Annotated in this window: 15 protein-coding genes; 9 read left to right on the top strand and 6 right to left on the bottom strand. The window is 74.2% G+C overall.

Annotated features, from left to right (window positions below):
- The first annotated feature begins 58 nt into the window (after positions 1-58).
- A complete protein-coding gene (locus BMZ30_RS09960; RefSeq protein ID WP_093378092.1) occupies positions 59-2,977 on the top strand; it encodes an FAD-binding and (Fe-S)-binding domain-containing protein in 2,919 nt (972 codons plus the stop codon).
- A 120-nt stretch (positions 2,978-3,097) separates the two neighbouring features.
- Positions 3,098-4,447, top strand: coding sequence for a restriction system modified-DNA reader domain-containing protein (locus tag BMZ30_RS09955; protein ID WP_093378089.1), 1,350 nt, complete (start codon positions 3,098-3,100; stop codon positions 4,445-4,447).
- 12 nt (positions 4,448-4,459) lie between these two features.
- Here the strand turns inward: BMZ30_RS09955 and BMZ30_RS09950 are convergent, their stop codons facing one another.
- The 5 genes from BMZ30_RS09950 to BMZ30_RS09930 all read right to left on the bottom strand — a co-directional run bounded on the left by BMZ30_RS09950 (position 4,460) and on the right by BMZ30_RS09930 (position 9,810).
- Positions 4,460-5,440, bottom strand: a complete 981-nt coding sequence (locus tag BMZ30_RS09950; RefSeq protein ID WP_093378087.1) for an alpha/beta hydrolase — start codon at positions 5,438-5,440, stop codon at positions 4,460-4,462.
- Positions 5,437-6,390: a zinc-binding dehydrogenase gene (locus BMZ30_RS09945; RefSeq protein WP_093378084.1), complete on the bottom strand. Its 954-nt coding sequence runs from the start codon at positions 6,388-6,390 to the stop codon at positions 5,437-5,439. The genes BMZ30_RS09950 and BMZ30_RS09945 overlap by 4 nt, the downstream gene beginning before the upstream one ends.
- A 71-nt stretch (positions 6,391-6,461) precedes the next feature.
- A complete protein-coding gene (locus BMZ30_RS09940; RefSeq protein WP_093378082.1) occupies positions 6,462-7,193 on the bottom strand; it encodes a maleylpyruvate isomerase N-terminal domain-containing protein in 732 nt (243 codons plus the stop codon).
- 36 nt (positions 7,194-7,229) lie between these two features.
- Positions 7,230-8,462 (bottom strand): homoserine O-acetyltransferase MetX, encoded by a 1,233-nt coding sequence (gene metX / locus BMZ30_RS09935; protein ID WP_093378079.1) that lies wholly within the window; start codon positions 8,460-8,462, stop codon positions 7,230-7,232.
- Between the two features lie 4 nt (positions 8,463-8,466).
- Entirely contained in the window at positions 8,467-9,810 is a 1,344-nt protein-coding gene (locus BMZ30_RS09930) for a bifunctional o-acetylhomoserine/o-acetylserine sulfhydrylase (RefSeq protein ID WP_093378600.1), read from the bottom strand.
- Between the two features lie 446 nt (positions 9,811-10,256).
- Between BMZ30_RS09930 and BMZ30_RS09925 the strand changes: the two genes are divergently transcribed.
- Positions 10,257-11,810: an NlpC/P60 family protein gene (locus BMZ30_RS09925; protein WP_093378077.1), complete on the top strand. Its 1,554-nt coding sequence runs from the start codon at positions 10,257-10,259 to the stop codon at positions 11,808-11,810.
- 111 nt (positions 11,811-11,921) lie between these two features.
- Here BMZ30_RS09925 and BMZ30_RS09920 read toward each other — a convergent pair whose 3' ends face one another.
- Positions 11,922-12,422 carry an inorganic diphosphatase gene (locus BMZ30_RS09920; RefSeq protein WP_093378074.1) on the bottom strand — a complete coding sequence of 167 codons (501 nt, stop codon included), beginning with the start codon at positions 12,420-12,422 and terminating at the stop codon, positions 11,922-11,924.
- 226 nt (positions 12,423-12,648) lie between these two features.
- Between BMZ30_RS09920 and dacB the strand changes: the two genes are divergently transcribed.
- The 6 genes from dacB (at position 12,649) to folE (ending at position 19,420) form a co-directional block, all read left to right on the top strand.
- Entirely contained in the window at positions 12,649-14,031 is a 1,383-nt protein-coding gene (gene dacB / locus BMZ30_RS09915; protein ID WP_229828726.1) for a D-alanyl-D-alanine carboxypeptidase/D-alanyl-D-alanine endopeptidase, read from the top strand.
- On the top strand, positions 14,028-15,113 hold the full coding sequence (locus BMZ30_RS09910; RefSeq protein ID WP_093378598.1) for a zinc-dependent metalloprotease: 1,086 nt from the start codon (positions 14,028-14,030) through the stop codon (positions 15,111-15,113). Before dacB ends, BMZ30_RS09910 begins: the two co-directional genes overlap by 4 nt.
- Positions 15,114-15,116: 3 nt before the next feature.
- Complete coding sequence (gene tilS, locus BMZ30_RS09905) at positions 15,117-16,112, top strand: tRNA lysidine(34) synthetase TilS (protein WP_093378069.1); 996 nt, start codon at positions 15,117-15,119, stop codon at positions 16,110-16,112.
- 12 nt (positions 16,113-16,124) lie between these two features.
- Positions 16,125-16,679 carry a hypoxanthine phosphoribosyltransferase gene (gene hpt, locus BMZ30_RS09900; protein WP_093378067.1) on the top strand — a complete coding sequence of 185 codons (555 nt, stop codon included), beginning with the start codon at positions 16,125-16,127 and terminating at the stop codon, positions 16,677-16,679.
- A 153-nt stretch (positions 16,680-16,832) separates the two neighbouring features.
- Positions 16,833-18,857 (top strand): ATP-dependent zinc metalloprotease FtsH, encoded by a 2,025-nt coding sequence (gene ftsH / locus BMZ30_RS09895; RefSeq protein ID WP_093378064.1) that lies wholly within the window; start codon positions 16,833-16,835, stop codon positions 18,855-18,857.
- Positions 18,854-19,420 (top strand): GTP cyclohydrolase I FolE, encoded by a 567-nt coding sequence (gene folE / locus BMZ30_RS09890; protein ID WP_093378062.1) that lies wholly within the window; start codon positions 18,854-18,856, stop codon positions 19,418-19,420. The genes ftsH and folE overlap by 4 nt, the downstream gene beginning before the upstream one ends.
- Positions 19,421-19,477 lie beyond the last annotated feature (57 nt).

Here is a 19,477-nt window from a genome sequence, read left to right as displayed (position 1 = left end):
CCCCGTCTAGGTCCAAGGGCTGGGCGCCGGTGTCTCATCGTCGTGGGAAACTAGCGGCGTGACGAGCCAACCGGTCCCCGCCCCTGACCTGGTGGACGCCCTGCGTGCTGCGGTGCGCGGCGAGGTCGACGCGACCACGCTCCGGCGCGCGGAGTACTCGACGGACGCGTCCAACTACCGCGTGGTGCCCACGCTCGTCGTCTTCCCGCGCGACGCGGACGACGTCGTGGCGGCGCTCGCGGTCTGCCGCGCGCACGGCGTGCCGGTGACCTCGCGGGGTGCGGGAACCTCGGTCGCGGGCAACGCCGTCGGCCCGGGCGTGGTCCTGGACTTCTCGCGCCACATGAACGCCGTCCTCGAGATCGACCCCGAGGCCCGGACCGCGCGGGTGCAGCCCGGGGTCGTGATGTCCGTCCTGCAGCAGGCGGCGGCGCCCCACGGGCTGCGGTTCGGCCCGGACCCCTCGACGCAGAACCGCGCGACCCTCGGCGGGATGATCGGCAACAACGCTTGCGGGCCGCACGCCGTCGCCTACGGGCGCACGGCGGACAACACGATCGAGCTCGACGTCGTGGACGGCGCCGGCCGCCGGTTCACGGCGGGCGCCGGTCGCGGCGCGCTCGACGTCGTGCCGGGCCTGGACGCCCTGGTACGCACGAACATGGCGCTCATCCGGACGGAGTTCGGCCGGTTCGGGCGGCAGGTGTCCGGCTACTCGCTCGAGCACCTCCTGCCCGAGCACGGCTCGGACCTCGCCAAGGCCCTCGTGGGCACCGAGGGCACGGCAGTGACGATCCTCGAGGCGACGGTCCGGCTGGTCCCCATGGCTGCCGCCCCCGTCCTCGTCTGCCTCGGGTACCCGGACATGGCCACGGCGGCCGACGACGTGCCGGCCCTGCTCGCCCTCGCGCCGCTCGCGATCGAGGGCCTCGACGCGCGCCTCGTCGACGTCGTCCGCAGGGCCAAGGGCCCGGACGCGGTCCCGGCGCTGCCCGCGGGCGGCGGCTGGCTGATGGTCGAGGTCGGGGGCGAGGACCTCGAGGCGGCGCTCGCGGGTGCCGCAGCGATCGTGGAGGCGTCCACGACGCCGGCCAGCGTGATCCTCCCGCCCGGTCCCGAGGCGACGGCGATGTGGCGCATCCGGGCCGACGGCGCGGGGCTCGCCGGGCGGACGCCGGCCGGCAACCCCGCATGGCCCGGCTGGGAGGACGCGGCCGTCCCGCCCGAACGGCTCGGTACCTACCTGCGCGAGTTCGAGGCGCTCATGGCGCGGTACGGCGTGGACGGCCTGCCTTTCGGGCACTTCGGCGACGGGTGCATCCACGTCCGGATCGACCTGCCGCTCGAGCACGACGGCGACACGTTCGCCGCGTTCATCCGCGAGAGCGCCGAACTCGTCACCTCCCACGGCGGATCCCTGTCCGGCGAGCACGGCGACGGGCGCGCGCGCAGCGAGCTCCTGCCGCTGATGTACACCCCCGAGGCCATCGCGCTGCTCGGCGAGTTCAAGGCGCTGCTCGACCCCGCGGACCAGCTCAACCCCGGGGTCATCGTGCGGCCGGCCCCCCTCGCGGCCGACCTGCGCCGGCCCGCGGCGCGGCGCACCCCGGCCACGTCGGGGTTCGCGTTCCGGCACGACGACGGAGACTTCTCGACGGCCGTGCACCGATGCACCGGCGTGGGCAAGTGCCGGGCCGACAACGCCGCGTCCGGGGGGTTCATGTGTCCCTCGTACCAGGCGACCGCCGACGAGACCCACGTGACGCGTGGGCGCGCACGGGTGCTTCAGGAGATGGTCAACGGTTCCCTGGTGACGGGCGGGTGGCGCGCACCGGAGGTGCACGAGGCGCTCGACCTCTGCCTGTCCTGCAAGGCGTGCTCCGCGGACTGCCCTGCCGGGGTCGACGTCGCCGCGTACAAGGCCGAGGTGCTGCACCGCGCTTACCGTGGTCGCCTGCGCCCGGTCAACCACTACGCGCTCGGCTGGCTGCCCCGCTGGGCCCGGCTCGTGACCGCGGCGCCGGTACTCGCGCGCACGGTCAACGCGGTGCTGGGCGTGCGCCCCGTCGCGCGGCTCGTGCTGCGCGCGGGCGGCATGGACGCGCGGCGCTCCATGGTCCCGTTCGCGCCCGTGCCCTTCCGGCGGTGGTGGCGCGCGCGGCGCGACCAGCTGGGCCTCGCGACGGCGGACGGCACGACCGGTGTCCTGGGCACCCGCGACCCGGCAGGGCTGGTCCCCGGGGTGCGGTCGCGCACCAAGGTCGTCCTGTGGTCCGACTCCTTCAGCGACTCCCTCGCCCCGAGCGTCCCCCAGGCCGCCCTCGCGGTGCTGCAGGCGGCCGGGTACGACGTGATCGTGCCGGACCAGGAGGCGTGCTGCGGCCTGACGTGGATCTCGACGGGACAGCTCGACGGCGCGCGCCGACGGCTCGAGGCCCTGCTCGGGGTGCTCGGCCCCTTCGCCGTCAACGGCATCCCGATCGTCGGGCTCGAGCCGTCGTGCACCGGCGTCCTCCGCTCCGACCTCCTCGAGCTGCTGCCCGACGACCCGCGCGCCCACGCCGTCGCCCGCGCGACGCACACGCTCGCCGAGCTCCTGACGGCCCCCGCGCCGCTGGGCCCGGACCCCGAGGTGTGGCAGGTCCCGGACCTGTCCGACGTCACGGCCGTGGTGCAGCCGCACTGCCACCATCACTCCGTCATGGGCTTCGGCGCGGACGAGCAGCTGCTGCGCGGGGCAGGCGCGCAGATCACGACGCTCGCCGGCTGCTGCGGGCTCGCGGGGAACTTCGGCATGGAGGCGGGGCACTACGACGTCTCGGTCCAGGTGGCGGAGAACGCTCTGCTGCCGGCGCTGCGCGCGGCTGGCGAGGGTGATCTCTACCTCGCCGACGGGTACTCCTGCCGCACCCAGGCGAGTGATCTCGCAGGTGTGCAGGGTCAGGCGCTCGCGGAGCTGCTCGCCGCGCGCCTCTGAGGCCCGCGGCAGGGGTGCTCGCCCTCTTACGCTGGGGCGGCCGAGGCCGTACGCTGGCACCGCCTGCGGCCTGACGGCTGCGGCCGTCGCACGCCGTCCCACCGCTCGGAGGCACTGTTCGTGGCCATCTACCAGCTCGACGAGGACCGGCCGGTCCTGGTCCCCATGCAGTCGGCGCCCGCAGTGCTCGGCGCTGACGCGGGTGCTGTCGTCACGGACCACCTGGGGAGCCTGCTCGGCGAGCGGGTGCTGCCGATCGCGCACGGCGGGGACGACGCGGACGCGCCGTACCTGACGTGCCTGGATGTCGCGGGCACGCTCCTCGCCGTCGAGATCGTCCCGGTGCTGGACGCCGCCGGGCTGGTCGAGGCGATGCGTCGCGCGGGCCTCGCGGGTCGGCTCAGCCGCGCCGACCTCGCCGAGCGCTATGCCGACGGCCCCGAGCAGTTCGCGGCCGCGGTCGCGAAGTTCCAGCGCGAGACCCCGCTCGGCGCACCGGCGCCGGCGGCGTCCGGCGGGGTGCGGCTGGTCCTGGTGTGCTCCTCGGTCGACGCCGCGGCGTCGGACGCGCTCGAGTTCCTCCGCCAGCCTGGCCAGCGGGTGGACGTGCTCAAGGTGGGCGTGCTGCACCTGGCCGACGGCCGGCGGTTCATCGACATCTCCCCGCTCGGGGCCGGAGGGCGGGGCCCGCGCGCGCTCGAGGCGACGCAGGAGGTGCCGATCGTCGGGCGCACCAGCGTCGTCACTCCGCCGCTCGCATCGGCTCAGACGCCGGCGGTCGCCCGTGGCGCCGCCGTCTCGGCCCCGGTCCGCGTCGTCGCGACCACGACGCCGGCGGTCGCCCCCGAGCCGGCCGTGCAGGTGCCCGAGCCGGTCCGCGCGGCACCGCGCGACGTGGCCCCTGAGGCATGGACGGCGCGCGTGGTGAGTCCCGTGGCGCGCACCCGGACCGCGGCGGCGCGCTCGGTGACCCGGGTGTCCGTCACCCAGGGCCTGCAGCCGCCCGCGCACCAGGGAGCCGCGGCTGGCCCGCGGCCACGCCTCCGCCCGGCCGCGGTGCCCTCGGCCACCGGTTCCTCCGTGCACCCTGCCGGCTACACGAGCGCGCGCACCTCCGCGCGGGAGACCCAGATCGCGACGAGCCCCAACCAGCTGAACGAGGTGCGCACCGCGCACGGCGCCCTCGGTGTCGCCCGCACGAGCGAGATCCCGGACGCCCCGGACGCCCAGCTGGTCGCGCTCGCTGCGCAGCTCGACGAGCCCGCGCCCCTGGTCTGGGTGCGTGCGCGCCGGGGGGACCGCTTCGAGGCGACGCTGCACCCGGACGGCACGATCGCCCTGCCGGACGGCGCGCGGTTCCAGTCCCCGCACGCGGCGGCCGCAGCCGCGAGCGGGAGCGTCGGCTCGGACGGCTGGCGCGTGTGGCGGCTGGGCGGGCCCACGGGACCGGCCCTCGCCGAGGTGCTCTGAGCCGTCGGCTCGTCAGACCCAGCCGTAGGCGCTCGTCCAGCGGGTGAGGTGCCCGTAGAACTGGGCGCGCGGTCGGGCGGCGGACAGCGCGAGGTCGTGCACGCCGTCGGTGATCCGGGCGAGGGTGACGAGGTCACCCAGGTTGGCGGTGCGGCGCGCGATCGCGTCGACGTCCAGCACGATGTCCGCCGCGCGCATCTCCTCGCTCCAGCGGGCGCTGATGAGGCTGCGTCGGGCCAGCAGGATCAGGACCGGGGCGTCGATCCTGAGCCCGCGCGCGACCTGCGCGTGGCCGGCGATGACCGCGCGCAGCCAGCCCGCGCGCACGGGGAACGACGGCGTGGGGCGCCAGGCGGTGTCGAACTCCCACTCCCCGCCCTCGTCCTTGAGGATCGTGCGGTTGTAGAACCCGGGGTCGATGTTCGGCAGGGGCGTGCGCGGCTGGAAGCGGGCGAGCTGCGCGATGGCAGGCGTGGAGACGGTCCGCGCGACCGCGGAGCCCTGCAGCTCGAGCCAGGGGGAGTTCAGCATGAGGCCCGAGACGCGCCCGGGGTTCCGGTGTGCCCACAGCGCCGCCGTCAGGCCCCCCGTCGAGTGCGCCATGATCATGACCGACGCCCGGCGCCCGAGGTCGGCGTGGATGACCGCGAGCGCGGCCTCGATGTCCTCGTCGTACACGGCGAGATCGTCGGTGTAGCAGGGCGTCTGGTGCGCCCGCATGCTGCGGCCGTACTTGCGCAGGTCGAGCGCGTAGAAAGCGGCGCCCTGCTGGTGCCAGTGCTCCGCGAGACCCGTCTGGAAGAAGTAGTCGCTCCAGCCGTGCAGGTAGAGCACGGCACGGGCCGGCCGCTGCGGCTCGGGCGTGCTCGGGTCGAACCGGACGAGCGTCGCGACGACCGAGCCCTCGTCGTCGTCTGCCAGGGGGAGCGTCAGCGCGCGGTACCCGGGGCCGAGGATGTCGTCGTGCCAACCCGCCTCGGCGCCCGTGGTCACGGCACGAGGACGATCTTGCCGAAGTGCTCCCCGGACTCGAGCAGGGCCAGGCCCTCGTCCGCCCGGGCGAGCGGCAGCACCTGCGCGATCGTCGGGCGCAGCTCGTGGCGGTCCAGGAAGGCCAGGAGCGCGCGCAGGTCCTCGCGCGAGCCCATCGTGACGCCCTGCACCCGCAGCTCGTTGAAGAACACGCGCGTGAGCTCGGCGCCCGGGTCGCCCGTGGTCGCGCCGGCGACGGCGATGGTGCCGCCGGGGCGCAGGCTCGCGGCGGAGTGCCGCCACGTGGCTTTGCCCACCGTCTCCACCACGCCGTCGACGCGGCGGGGGAGGCGCGCGCCGGGCTCGACGGCGGTCGCCCCCATCGCGCCGGCTCGCGCCCGCTTGTCCGCGCTGCGCGACGTGGCGTAGACGTCGAGGCCCGCGGCGACGCCCAGGGCGATCGCGGCCGACGCGACGCCGCCCCCGGCGCCCTGCACCAGCACGGCGTCACCGGGCTTGAGGTTCGCGGCGCGGAACAGCAGGGAGTAAGCGGTGAGCCAGGCGGTCGGCAGGCAGGCGGCGTCCTCGAAGGACAGCGACGCGGGCTTGTCGATCAGGTTGGCCGTCGGGATGCTGACCTGCTCCGCGAGGGTGCCCGGGTAGCGCTCCGAGAGCAGGCTGCGGCGTTCCTCGGGCCCGACGCCGTGCCCGTCGGCGCCGATCACGCCGTGCACGACGACCTCGCGGCCGTCGTCGGTCACGCCGGCCGCGTCGGTGCCCAGGATCATCGGGAGTGCGGAGTCCGGCAGGCCTACCCCGCGCAGGGACCACAGGTCGTGGTGGTTCAGGCTCGCTGCGCGGACGGTGACGCGTGTCCAGTGCTCCCGGTCCGCGGGCGCGGGCTGGTCGGCGATCTCGAGTGCGGACAGCGGGTGCGCAGCGTCGGTGCGTGCGGCGAAGGCGGCGAGCATGTGCTCAACCTACGCGAACCGGCCCGCGCGGGGCAGGGGGGCTGATCGGTCGGGCGAGCGCGCGGGCGGACCTACAGGAGCGGCAGCATGCGGCCGAGGTCGGGGACGCCGCCCGCGGTGAACCCGGGCGCGAGGGCGTGCGCGAGGGTGTCGACGTCGTAGGGCACGCGACCGGTCGCGAGCCGGACCCAGGTCAGGGCGTCGACGACCTCGAGGCTCCAGCCGCCGCGCGTGACGACGATCCGCAGCAGCTCCTCGGCGACGATGCGTCGCGCCTCGGGGTCCCGCGGGTCCTGCGGACCGACGGCGTCGACCGTCGGGGCGAGCGAGACGACGAGGTCGTCCGCGTGCACGACGAGCTCGATCAGGCGGGAGACGACCAGCTCGCGCAGCAGCATCGGGCCTCGCCGGGCCTCGACGACGAGGCGGTCGGCACCGGCGAGCCCGTCGAGGCGCGCGAGGCCTTCGTCGGCGACGGTGCGCACGTGGGGGAGCGGGTTCGCACCGAGTGAGTCGGCGAGCTCGCGGGTGGAGGTCGCGATCTCGGTCGCGCGCTCGGGGTAGGTGCCCAGGTACTCCGCGAGCGTCAGGGGGACCGTCCCCTCGGGCGCCTCGCGGAAGTCGACGAGCGGCCGCAACGCCCGGCCGAGGTGCGCCACGAGCTCGCGGTTGGTCCATCCGTCCAGCGCGCTGGGCTCCTCGGCGAGCGCGTACATGTCGGCACCGAGCGGCTCGAGCCACCCGTACAGCCGGTTCCACTGCGACCGGAGCGCGCCGGTGAGGGTGGCGAGGTCGGTGGTCATGGTGGTCCTCTCGGTCGGTGGCGCTGCGCGGCCGGGTCAGCTGCTCGGGAGGCTCGCGAGGAAACCCGCGATGATCGAGGAGAGCTGGCCGACCTCGATCAGGAACCCGTCATGACCGTACTCCGAGCGGATCGTGTGCACCCCCGGACAGCGGGGGGCGTGCCGGGCGATGCGTGCGGACTCCACCGGGAGGAACAGGCGGTCGGACTCCACGGCGGCGACCATCACGCGGGCCTGGATGGAGGCGAGGGCCGTGTCGACGCCGCCGCGGTCGCGGCCGAGGTCGTGGGTGAGCATCGACTCGGTCAGCACGAGGTAGCTGTTGGCGTCGAAGCGCCGGGCGAGCTTGTGTGCGTGGTGATCGAGGTAGGACTGGACCGCGAAGCGCCCGCCGCGCAGGGGATCCTCCGCGCCCTGCGGGATGCGGCCAAACCGGCGGTCGAGCTCGGCCGCGCTCCGGTAGGTGGTGTGCGCGATCTGCCGGGCGATGCCGAGACCGGTGGTCGGCGCCTGGGCCTGGTCGTAGTAGTCGCCGCCGTGGAAGTGCGGATCGGCCTGGATGGCGGCGAGCTGGGGGTGCGCCCAGGCGATCTGGTCCCCCGACGACTGTGCCGTCGCGGCGATCACGCCCACGGAGACGACGTCGATGCCGGCCTCGGGCCCGAGGATCGCCCACTCGAGCGCGCGCAAACCGCCCATCGAGCCGCCGACGACGAACTGCCAGGCGTCGATCCCGAGCGCCGCGCTGAGCTGGATCTCCGCGGCGACCTGGTCGCGCACCGTGACGACCGGGAAACGGCTGCCGTAGGGGCGGCCGTCCGGGGCGGGGGAGGCCGGGCCCGTGGAGCCGTGGCAGCCGCCGAGCACGTTGGGCGCGACGACGAAGTACCGGTCGGTGTCGATCGGCAGACCCGGGCCGACGAGGTCCTGCCACCAGCCCGGTCGCGTCGGGTCCTCCGTACGGACGTCGGTCCCGCCCGTGAGCGCGTGCAGCACGAGGACGGCGTTGGAGCGGTCCGGCGCGAGGGTGCCCCAGGTCTGATAGGCCAGGACCACGTCCGGGAGCACGCTGCCGGTCTCCAGCTCCACCGCGCCCACCGCCGCGACGGGGCCCGCGGGTGCGCTCGGTCGCCAGCCGGGGCCGGCGCCCTCGGCCCGCGACCCCCGGCGTGCTGTGCCCGCGTACGCGGGCGCGGCACGGTGGGCGGCGACGTCGCCCGAGCGCGGGCGGGCGAGCGCGCCGCCGGCCTCGTGCTCGAGCGACGTCATCGGCTCAGACCTCGGCCGTGGCGAGGCTGGCGTGCGCGGCGGCGGCGGCGAAGCCCGCCTCGAGGTCCGCGAGGATGTCCGCGACGTTCTCGATGCCGACGGCGAGGCGCACGAGGCCGGGGGTGACCCCGGACCGCTCCTGCTCGGCGGCCGTGAGCTGGCTGTGCGTGGTCGACGCCGGGTGGATCACGAGCGAGCGGACGTCGCCGATGTTCGCCACGTTCGAGTGCAGCGTGAGGCCGTCGACGAACGCCTTGCCCGCGGCGGCGCCGCCGGCGATCTCGAACGCGAGCACGGCGCCCGCGCCCTTGGGGGCGTACTTGGTCTGGTTGGCGTGCCACGGGCTCGAGGCCAGCCCGGCGTAGTGCACGCCGACGACGTCGTCGCGCGCCTCGAGGAAGGCCGCCACCTGCTGGGCGTTGGCCACGTGCCGCTCGACCCGCAGGGACAGGGTCTCGATGCCCTGGGCGATGAGGAAGGCGTTGAACGGGCTGATCGCCGAGCCGAGGTCGCGCAGCAGCTGCACGCGCGCCTTGAGGATGAAGGCCAGGTTCGCACCGAACGCGCCGCCGACGCCGAGGTCCCGCGCGTAGACGAGGCCGTGGTAGGAGGGGTCGGGGGTGTTGTAGTTGGCGAACCGCTCGGGGTCCTGGGCGAAGTCGAAGGAGCCGCCGTCGACGATCACGCCGCCGATCGCGGTGCCGTGCCCGCCCAGGTACTTCGTCGCCGAGTGCACCACGACGTCGGCCCCCCAGCGCAGGGGGTTGATCAGGTAGGGCGTCGCGATCGTGTTGTCGACGATCAGCGGCACGCCGGCGGCGTGCGCGACGTCGGCGACCGTCTCGATGTCGAGGACGTCCGAGCGGGGGTTGGGGATCGACTCGGCGAAGAACAGCTTGGTGTTCGGCTGCACGGCGTCGCGCCACGCCTGGGCGTCGTGGGGGTCGGTGACGAACGTGGTCTGCACGCCGAGCTTGGCCAGGGTGTGGTGCAGCAGGTTGTACGTCCCGCCGTACAGGCTCGGGCTCGCGACGACGTGGTCCCCGGCCTCGGCGATGTTGAGGATCGCGAGCGTCGCCGCGGCCTGGCCGGAGGAGACCAGGAGCGCCCCGACGCCGCCCTCGAGCGCGGCGACGCGGTCCTCGACCACCTGCTGGGTCGGGTTGCCGATCCGGGTGTAGATGGGGCCGAGGTCCTTGAGGGCGAACCGGTCCGCCGCGGCGTCCGCGTCGGGGAAGACGAACGAGGTCGTCTGGTAGATCGGGAGCGCGCGGGCGCCCGTCGTCGGGTCCGGGCTCTGGCCCGCGTGGATCTGGAGGGTCTCGAAGGACCATTCGGGAGTGCTCATCGTGGCTCCTGCGTCGTTGTCGGGGGGCCGTGGAGCAGCGAGGGTGCCGCGGTGCGTCGTCGGCGGTGCGCCGTCGGGCAGGTGGGTCGCCTCCTCGCCCTCCACGTGGGGGGCTGGGGTCTGGTTCCGCACCTGCGGCCGGAGTCAGGGACTGCGCGGCGGGTGTGCGGTGATCAGCAACACATTCGACGGGTCATGCCCCGACCATAGGGGCGCGGGTGCCGCCCCAGGCAGGTGCGTCTTGCCATGCGGACAAGTGTCCAGATCCGGACGCGCGTCGCCGCGTGCGCTCGGCGGCGCTCCGGACGCGCGATCGGGTGAGGCGGGTGTGGCAGATGTGACTACTGTGACTGAAGGGGTGGAAGTTCGAGGTGGGACAGGTGTTCACAAGCGGCGGTGCGGCATATAGCCTCAGTGGGCTACCCCCGCATCTCGAGAGGACCACCATGGTCGCCCCGTCCCGTCGCGCCGTTCCCGGCGCCCCGGCGCCCCTGCGCCGCCGGGCCCTCGCCCTCGGTCTCGCGGTGGCGCTCCTCGGGCTCGCCGGGACCAGCGGCGCGATGGCCGATCCCACGGCGCCGAGCGAGGAGGAGATCCAGGCGGCCCGCCAGGCGGAGGACCTCGCGGCCCTCGACGTCGCGCAGGTCGAGGTGCAGCTCGCCTCCCTGAACGTGACGCTCGACGACGCCTGGGTGGCGGCGCAGCTCGCAGGCGAGGAGTACCTGGTCGCCCAGGCCGCGGTGGAGACCGCCGCAGCGGACGCCGCGGCGGCCCAGAGCCAGCTCGACGGCGCGCTCGCCCAGATGGAGGTCTCGCGCCGGACGCTCGCGGGGATCGCGATCGAGCAGTACCGCAGCGGTGGTGCCATGCAGGGCCTGCAGGCCGTGCTGTCGGCCGACGGGCTCGAGGAGGTCGTCGAGCGCACCAACGCCCTCGAGGTCGTCAACGGCGTCGCGGACACCGCGGTGCAGCAGTTCCGCGCCGACTCGCTCGTCGCGGCCACGATGCAGGACCGCGCCACCCAGGCGCTGGCCGCCAAGGAAGAGGCGGCCGTGGCCGCCGACGCCGCGCTCGAGCGTGCCAACGTCCAGCAGCAGGCGGCCCAGGACGCGGTCGCGTCCGCCGAGGACCAGCGCGCCGCGCTGATCGGGCGGCTCGCCGAGGCGCGCGGCACCACCGCCGCCCTCGAGCGCGAGCGCCAGGACGCGATCGACGCCGAGCGTCGCCGCGCGGCCGAGCAGGCGGCCGAGCGCGAGCGCCTCGCCCGCGAGCAGGCCGACCGCGAGCAGGCGGAGGCCGAGCAGGCCGACCGTGAGCGGGCAGAGCGCGAGCAGGCCGAGCGCGAGCAGGCCGAGCAGGACCGGGACGAGCCCCAGGCACCGCCGACGCGCGAGCCCAGCCGGGAGCCGTCGCGCGAGCCCAGCCGGGAGCCGTCCCGCGAGCCGAGCCAGGAGCCCTCGCGAGAGCCCACCAGGGAGCCGAGCCAGGAGCCGACGCGCGAGCCGACCCAGGAGCCGACGCGTGAGCCCGTCGCACCGCCGGTCGTGACTCCCACGACGCCCCCTGTGCAGACTCCCGCGCCGCCGGTCGTCTCCACGCCGGGCCTCGGATCGGGAACCTCGGTGGGCACCGCCGCCCAGGGCAGGGCCGCCGTCGCGTGGGCGCGCAAGCAGATCGGTGCCGACTACGTGTGGGGGTCCACGGGGCCCACCGCGTTCGACTGCTCCGGGCTGACCTCGATGGCCTGGGGCAGCCAGGGCGTTGGCATCACGCGCACGTCGCGCTCGCAGTACGCCTACGTGAAGAAGATCTCGTACGCGTCGCTGCGGCCTGGCGACCTGCTGTTCTACGCGAGCAACACCGCGAACCCGTCGACGATCTACCACGTCGCGATCTACGCCGGCAACGGCCAGATGATCGAGGCGCCGGTGCCGGGCAAGCAGGTCAACATCGTGCCGATGCGCTACAGCCAGTCGATGCCGTACGCCGGGCGGCCCTGAGCGCCGAGCTCGGACCGCCGGCCGCCGCGGCGCCAGCCAGCCCACGCGCTGCCCCCGCGCGACGAAGCCGCCCCGCCCGGACCTCGGTCCGGAGGGGCGGCTTCGTGGTTGTCAGTGCCCGGAGTAGTAGCCGGAGTCGACCGCGCGCTGGCGCGAGCGCTCGATCTCGGCCTCCGCCTCCTCGCGGCCGGTCCAGTGCGCGCCCTCGACCGACTTGCCCGGCTCCAGGTCCTTGTAGACCTCGAAGAAGTGCTGGATCTCGAGGCGGTGGTAGTCCGAGACGTCGTCGATGTCCTGGCGCCACGCGGCGCGCTGGTCGCCGGTCGGCACGCACAGGACCTTGTCGTCGCCCCCGGCCTCGTCGCGCATGCGGAACATGCCGAGCGCCCGGCAGCGGATCAGGCAGCCCGGGAACGTCGGCTCCTCCAGCAGGACCAGCGCGTCCAGCGGGTCGCCGTCCTCACCGAGGGTGCCCTCGATGAAGCCGTAGTCGTCTGGGTACCGCGTGGAGGTGAAGAGCATCCGGTCGAGACGGATGCGACCGGTGTGGTGGTCGACCTCGTACTTGTTGCGCTGACCCTTGGGGATCTCGATCGTGACGTCGAACTCCACTGTTCTCCTCCAGTTTCGCCGGCGAGCCGGTCGGCGCTGACCGACCTCGTTGCGGCGAGCAGTAACCATCGTCATGTGGGGCCGTCCGCGGGCGCGGAACGACGCGCCCTGCGACGGGCGCCCCTCAGCCGTGCCTCTAGTGTGGCGTACGGACAGCGTATGTTGTGAACGACGTCGGACACCGGAGGTATGGATGGGGCTCGCGGCTCGTGTGGCGGGAGTCACGGTGACCTTCGCCCTGCTTGCCGGAGGAGGGTACGTCGCCGGTGACATCTACGACGTCGTCCCCGGTTTTCTGACGAACGCCCCGGTGCCCGAGCCTCCCGCGCCGTTCCCCACGGCACCTGCTGCGACGCTGGGCGGCGAGATCACCTCGACCGCCACCCTGCTCGACCCCGGCGCCCCCGTCCCGGCACCGGACCAGCTGGCGGAGCTCGTCCAGTCCCTGGTCGAGGAGGAAGACCTGGTGGGACCCAGCGTCGGGGTCCTGGTCACGGACGCGCTCACCGGGCAGGAGCTCGTCGCGCACGAGCCCGACGCGCCCCAGGTGCCCGCCTCCACCGTCAAGCTCCTGACCGGCGTCGCTGCCCTGACGACCCTCGGCACGGAGCGCACGCTCGACACCCGCGTGGTCCAGGCCACCGCCGGGGAGGTCGTGCTCGTCGGGGGCGGCGACATGATGCTCGCGCCCGGTGCCGGGGATCCCACGTCCGTCACTGCTCGGGCCGGCCTCGGCGACCTCGCAGCCCAGGTCGCCGACGCGCTCGCCGCCCGCGGTCAGGCCGAGGTCACCGTGCGGGTCGACGACAGCCTGTTCACAGGCCCAGCCGTCTCGGAGACGTGGCTCGACGCGAACGTCCGGCTCGGCTACGTCGCACCGGTCACGGCCCTCGCGGTCGACGTCGCGCGGACGGAGGACGGCCAGTATGTGCCCCGCTTCGCCGACCCCTCGATCGCGGCCGCCGAGGTCTTCGCCCAGGCGCTCGCGGAGAGCGGCGTGAGCGTCGTCGGCGACGTCGCCCGCCTCGTCGTCGAGGGCGAGCCCGAGGTCCTCGGATCGGTGTCCTCGGCGCCCCTCGGGGAGATCGTCGACTACACGCTGAAGACCTCGGACAACACGGTGGCCGAGGTCCTCGGGCGGCTCGTGGCCCTCGAGGCCGGGCTGCCGGGGTCGTTCGACGGGGCGACGGCCGCGGTCCTCGCCGCGGTCGGACGGACCGGCGTGGACGTCTCCCGCACCACGCTGGCCGACTGCAGCGGCCTCGGCGACGGCTCCCGGATCCCCCCGCGCGCCCTGGTGCAGACGCTGCAGCGCGCCTCGTCCGCGGAGCACCCCGTGCTGCGTCGCGCGATCGTCGGGATGCCGGTCGCCGGGCTGTCCGGGACGCTGTACGACCGCTTCCTGGAGTCGCCCGCCCGGGGCCTGCTGCGCGCCAAGACCGGCTCCCTGCCGCGGACCACGGGGCTCACCGGGTCGATCGTCACAGCCGACGGGCGCCAGCTGTACTTCGCCGTGATGGTCGACCGCGCACCGGAGGGCGGGGCGTGGGGCTCCCGCGCCACCGTCGACAAGTTCGTCAGCGCCCTCGCCGCCTGCGGGTGCTCGTGAGCGGCGGGGGCACGGCGTCCCTGACCGACGCGGTCGACTGGCCGCTGGCTGCGCGCGCGGGCGCCGTGCTGGCGCCCGCAGGGCCGACCGCCGGCGCGGCCGAGCTGCGCGAGCACGTCGAGGCGCTGCGGGCGAGCGCCCACCGGGCGGTGCCGCACGTCGCCGACGTCACGCGGATGCGGTTCGCCGACGGCGCGGGTCCGGCGCGGGTGCTCGTCGTCGACCGGGCGGGCTGGGTCCGCGCGAACGCGCGGTCGATGCAGACGCTGCTGCGCTCCGTGCCGGCCGGGCACGTGGCGCGTGGACCCGCGACGTCGGACGACGACGACCCGGTCGCGGCGGTCGTCGGAGGCCTCGAGATCGGGGGCACGCTCGCGATGCTCTCGACCAAGGTGCTCGGGCAGCTCGAACCGTTCGGTGACGAGCCGACGCTGCTGCTCGTCGCGCCCAACGTGCTCCGCGTGCAGCGCCAGCTCGGGCTCGACGCCGACGACTTCCGCCTCTGGGTGTGCCTGCACGAGCAGACCCACGCGCTGCAGTTCGGCGCAGCCCCGTGGCTCGTCGACCACCTGCGCTCGCGCGTCGGCGCCCTGCTAGGCGAGGTCGCCGGCACTGCCGCCGCGGTGGGGGAGGGCTCCGCGCTGGCGCGCACCCGCGCGGCGGCCGACCTCGTGCGCCGGTTCGTGCGTCAGCCCGCGGGCACCCCGCTCGCCGAGCGGCTGCTCACGCCGGACCAGCGGGAGCAGATGGCGCAGGTCGCGGCGGTGATGTCGCTGCTCGAGGGGCATGCCGACGTCATGATGGACGTCGTCGGGCCCAAGGTCGTGCCGAGCGTCAGAGCGATCCGCAAGGCCTTCGACGCGCGCCGCGCCACCCCGCGCGGCACGGACCTCGTCCTGCGCAAGGTCCTGGGCATGGACGCGAAGATCGCGCAGTACGTCGACGGCGCGGCGTTCGTCCGCGGCGTCCGGCGGCGCGCGGGCACCACGGCACTCAACGTGGTGTGGGATGGGCCCCAGAACCTGCCGACCCCGCGCGAGATCTCCGACCCGGCCGCATGGCTGCGGCGCGTCCACGGCTGAGCCGTGCTCCCGACGCCTGACGTCGTCGCGGGCCGCCGCGCCGTGCGCGCCGTGCTCGCGGTCGAGGGTGACGGCGCCGAGACGGAGGGCGCGCGCCCGCGGCTCGTCGTCGCGTGCTCCGGCGGAGCCGACTCTCTCGCGCTCGCGGCGTGCGTCGCGCTCGAAGGGCTCCGCGGGCTCGCCGTCGTGGTCGACCACGGGCTGCAGCCCGGCAGCGCTGACGTCGCGCAGCGGGCCGCCGACCAGTGCCGCGGGCTGGGCCTCGACGCCGTCGTCGTGCCGGTCGTCGTGACCGCCAGCGGCGGACCCGAGGCCGCGGCCCGGAGTGCACGGTACGCAGCCCTCGAGGGGGTGCGGGCCGAGCGCGTGCCGGGCGGGCCGATCCTGCTCGGGCACACGCTCGACGACCAGGCCGAGACGGTGCTCCTGGCGCTCGCGCGCGGGTCCGGCGCGCGAGCGCTCGCCGGGATGCCGGCGGCCCGAGGGTCACTGCGCCGGCCCTTCCTGGGGCTGCGCCGGGCGCAGACGGAGCAGATCTGCGCGGACCTGGGGCTGACGCCGTGGCAGGACCCGACCAACGCCGCGCCGGCCGACGGTGCCGGGTGGCCGCTGCGCTCCCAGGTGCGCGCCTCCGTGCTGCCCGAGCTCGTGCGGGTGCTCGGACCCGGCGTGCCCGCAGCGCTCGCGCGCACCGCGGTGCTGCTGCGCGACGACGACGCCGCGCTCGAGGAGATCGCGGACGAGCTGCGCGCGCGGGCCGCCGGCGCGGAGGGCCTCGACGTCGCGCTGCTCGCCGAGGCGCCGCCCGCCGTGCGCCGCCGGGCGCTGCGCGCCGCAGCGGCTGCGGCCGGCGCGGGGGCGCTGACCCAGGTGCACCTCGCGCAACTGGACGCTCTCGTCGTCGCCTGGCACGGGCAGGGGCCGGCCCATCTTCCTGGCGGGGTCAGGGCCCAGCGCACGTGTGGCAGGCTTGTCCTGCACACCCCCACCCCCGCATGAGGAGCTTTCGTCGTGGACCAGTCAGACATCGGTAGCGACCTCGAGTCCGTGCTGCTGAGCGAGGAGCAGCTCTCGACGCGGCTCGCCGAGATGGCCGCCCAGATCGACGCGGACTACGCGGGCGAGGACCTGTTGCTGGTGGGGGTGCTCAAGGGCGCCGTCATGGTCATGGCGGACCTCGCGCGTCAGCTGCACCACCCCGTGGAGATGGACTGGATGGCGGTCTCGTCGTACGGCTCGGGCACCAAGTCCTCCGGCGTCGTGCGTATCCTCAAGGACCTCGACGCGGACCTCACGGGACGCAACGTGCTGATCGTCGAGGACATCGTCGACTCCGGTCTCACGCTGTCCTGGCTGCTCGCGAACCTGCGCAGCCGCGGACCCAAGTCCGTCGAGGTGGCCGCGATGCTGCGCAAGCCCGAGGCGAACAAGGTGGAGATCGACGTCCGCTACGTCGGCTTCGACATCCCCAACGAGTTCGTCATCGGCTACGGCCTCGACTACGCCGAGAAGTACCGCAACCTGCCGTTCGTCGGGACGCTCGCCCCCCACGTCTACGCGGAGTGACCGCGGGCCGGGGGCGCACGGGCGGGCCCTGGCACCCGTCCATGGCGTGATGCCCTCGGCGAACAATCAGCCGATCTCCAGGATTCGCGTGTAACTTCCAAGGCGGAAGCAGGCGAGTCGAGCGGAAGGACCCCGGGGCGTCCCGGTACACGGATGAAGATGAAGCGGCTGTTCGGCGGACCCTACGTGTGGATCGCGATCGGTCTGGTCCTCCTCTGGATCGGTTATTCGACCCTGACGACGCCCAAGATCGGGCGCATCGACACCTCCCAGGGTCTCGAGCTGATCACCGAGGGCAAGGTGAAGAGCGCGCTCGTCGTCGACGGTGAGCAGCGCGTCGAGCTCACGCTCACCGAGGACTACACCGTCGACGGCGACAACCGCGGCTCGCTCGTCGAGTTCTACTACGTCGACCCGCAGGGCGAGCGCGTCGTGGACGCGATCGCGGCGGCGGACCCGGCCGAGGGGTTCAACTCGCGCGTCTCCCAGCCGAGCTTCTGGCTGTCGATGCTGTCGATCCTCGTGCCCTTCGTGATCATCGGCGTGCTCTTCTTCTTCCTGATGTCCCGCATGCAGGGCGGCGGCTCGCGCGTCATGGGCTTCGGCAAGTCCAAGGCCAAGCTCGTCGGCAAGGAGAGCCCGCAGGTCACGTTCGCCGACGTCGCGGGCGCCGAGGAGGCCGTCGAGGAGCTGCACGAGATCAAGGAGTTCCTCTCCGAGCCCGCCAAGTTCCAGGCCGTGGGCGCGAAGATCCCCAAGGGCGTGCTCCTGTACGGACCGCCCGGCACCGGCAAGACGCTCCTCGCGCGCGCCGTCGCGGGCGAGGCCGGCGTGCCGTTCTACACGATCTCCGGCTCGGACTTCGTCGAGATGTTCGTGGGCGTCGGCGCAAGCCGCGTGCGTGACCTGTTCCAGCAGGCCAAGGAGAACGCCCCGGCGATCATCTTCGTCGACGAGATCGACGCCGTCGGCCGCCACCGTGGTGCCGGCATGGGCGGCGGCCACGACGAGCGCGAGCAGACCCTCAACCAGCTCCTCGTCGAGATGGACGGGTTCGACCCCAAGGCCAACGTCATCCTCATCGCGGCGACCAACCGCCCCGACATCCTCGACCCCGCGCTCCTGCGTCCGGGCCGGTTCGACCGGCAGATCGCCGTCGAGGCGCCTGACCTCAAGGGCCGCGAGGCGATCCTCAAGGTGCACGCGCGCGGCAAGCCGATCGTCGAGGGCATCGACCTCGCGACCGTCGCGCGCCGCACGCCCGGCTTCACGGGCGCGGACCTCGCGAACGTCCTCAACGAGGCGGCGCTGCTGACGGCCCGCAGCGGCGCGCAGCTGATCGACGACCGCGCGCTCGACGAGGCGATCGACCGCGTCATCGCCGGCCCGCAGAAGCGCACCCGCGTCATGAACGTCAAGGAGCAGAAGATCACCGCGTACCACGAGGGCGGGCACGCCCTCGTGGCGGCGGCCATGCGGTACACGGACCCCGTCACGAAGGTGACGATCCTGCCGCGCGGACGAGCCCTGGGCTACACGATGGTCATGCCCACGCAGGACAAGTACTCGACCACCCGGAACGAGCTGCTGGACCAGATCGCGTACGCGATGGGCGGACGCGTGGCCGAGGAGCTCGTGTTCCACGACCCGACGACCGGCGCCTCGAACGACATCGAGAAGGCCAGCTCGATCGCCCGCAAGATGGTCACGGAGTACGGCATGTCCGAGCGCGTCGGGGCCATCAAGCTCGGCACGTCCGGCGGCGAGCCGTTCCTGGGCCGGGACATGGGTCACCAGCGCGACTACTCCGAGGCCGTCGCGGGCACGGTGGACCACGAGGTCCGCAAGCTCATCGAGGCCGGGCACGACGAGGCGTGGGAGGTGCTGGTCCAGTACCGGGACGTCCTCGACCGCCTGGTGCTCGAGCTGCTCGACAAGGAGACGCTCAATCAGAAGGAGCTCGCCGAGATCTTCGCGCCCGTGGTCAAGCGCGAGCCGCGGGACGTCTGGCTGTCGAGCGAGCAGCGCGTCGTCTCCGACCGGCCGCCGGTGCTGACCCCGGCCGAGCAGGCGACGCAGGACGGGCCCGTGATCCCCGAGGACGAGGCCGTCGCGCGGCCGGAGCGCCCGACGGACCCGGTCGGGGAGATCCCCGACGGCGGGACGGTGGAGCTGTGAGCGTCGACCTGGCCCGCGCCGAGGCCGCCGTCCGCGAGCTGCTCCTCGCGGTCGGGGAGGACCCGGACCGCGACGGGCTGACCGACACCCCGGGGCGCGTCGCGCGCATGTACGCCGAGACGTTCGCCGGGCTCGACCAGGACCCCGAGACCATCCTGGGCACGACGTTCGACATCGACCACGAGGAGATGATCCTCGTGCGCGACATCGAGGTGTACTCCACGTGCGAGCACCACCTGGTGCCGTTCCACGGCGTCGCGCACGTCGGGTACATCCCGGGTGCCGACGGCCGGGTGACAGGGTTGAGCAAGCTCGCCCGGCTCGTCGACCTGTACGCGCGGCGGCCCCAGGTCCAGGAGCGCCTGACGACGCAGGTCGCGGACGCCCTCGTGCAGCACCTGGCGCCGCGCGGCGTGATCGTCGTGATCGAGGCCGAGCACCTGTGCATGTCCATGCGGGGGGTGCGCAAGCCCGGCTCGCGCACCCTGACTTCCGCGGTGCGCGGGCAGATGCGCGACGGTGCCACCCGGGCCGAGGCCATGAGCCTGATCACGGGACGCTGACCGGCGACTAGGCTTCCTAACGTGGCCCGTCACCCCGCCCCGCTGCCTCCGGGCCTC

This window comes from Flavimobilis marinus, assembly GCF_900113055.1.
In the GTDB taxonomy this organism is placed as follows: Bacteria; Actinomycetota; Actinomycetes; order Actinomycetales; family Cellulomonadaceae; genus Flavimobilis; species Flavimobilis marinus.
The sequence above is the reverse complement of the archived record's forward strand: the minus strand, read 5'-3'. Positions and strand labels throughout refer to the sequence as shown.

Coding starts and splice junctions, on each gene's coding strand:
- BMZ30_RS09940 (WP_093378082.1), bottom strand. CDS start 7,193: ATGACCACCGACCTCGCCACCCTCACCGGCGCGCTCCGGTCGCAGTGG.
- ftsH (WP_093378064.1), top strand. CDS start 16,833: ATGAAGATGAAGCGGCTGTTCGGCGGACCCTACGTGTGGATCGCGATC.
- BMZ30_RS09945 (WP_093378084.1), bottom strand. CDS start 6,390: ATGCTCGCCGCCTTCGCCGCACGCACCGACGCTGCGCACCCGCTGTCC.
- BMZ30_RS09925 (WP_093378077.1), top strand. CDS start 10,257: ATGGTCGCCCCGTCCCGTCGCGCCGTTCCCGGCGCCCCGGCGCCCCTG.
- BMZ30_RS09930 (WP_093378600.1), bottom strand. CDS start 9,810: ATGAGCACTCCCGAATGGTCCTTCGAGACCCTCCAGATCCACGCGGGC.
- metX (WP_093378079.1), bottom strand. CDS start 8,462: ATGACGTCGCTCGAGCACGAGGCCGGCGGCGCGCTCGCCCGCCCGCGC.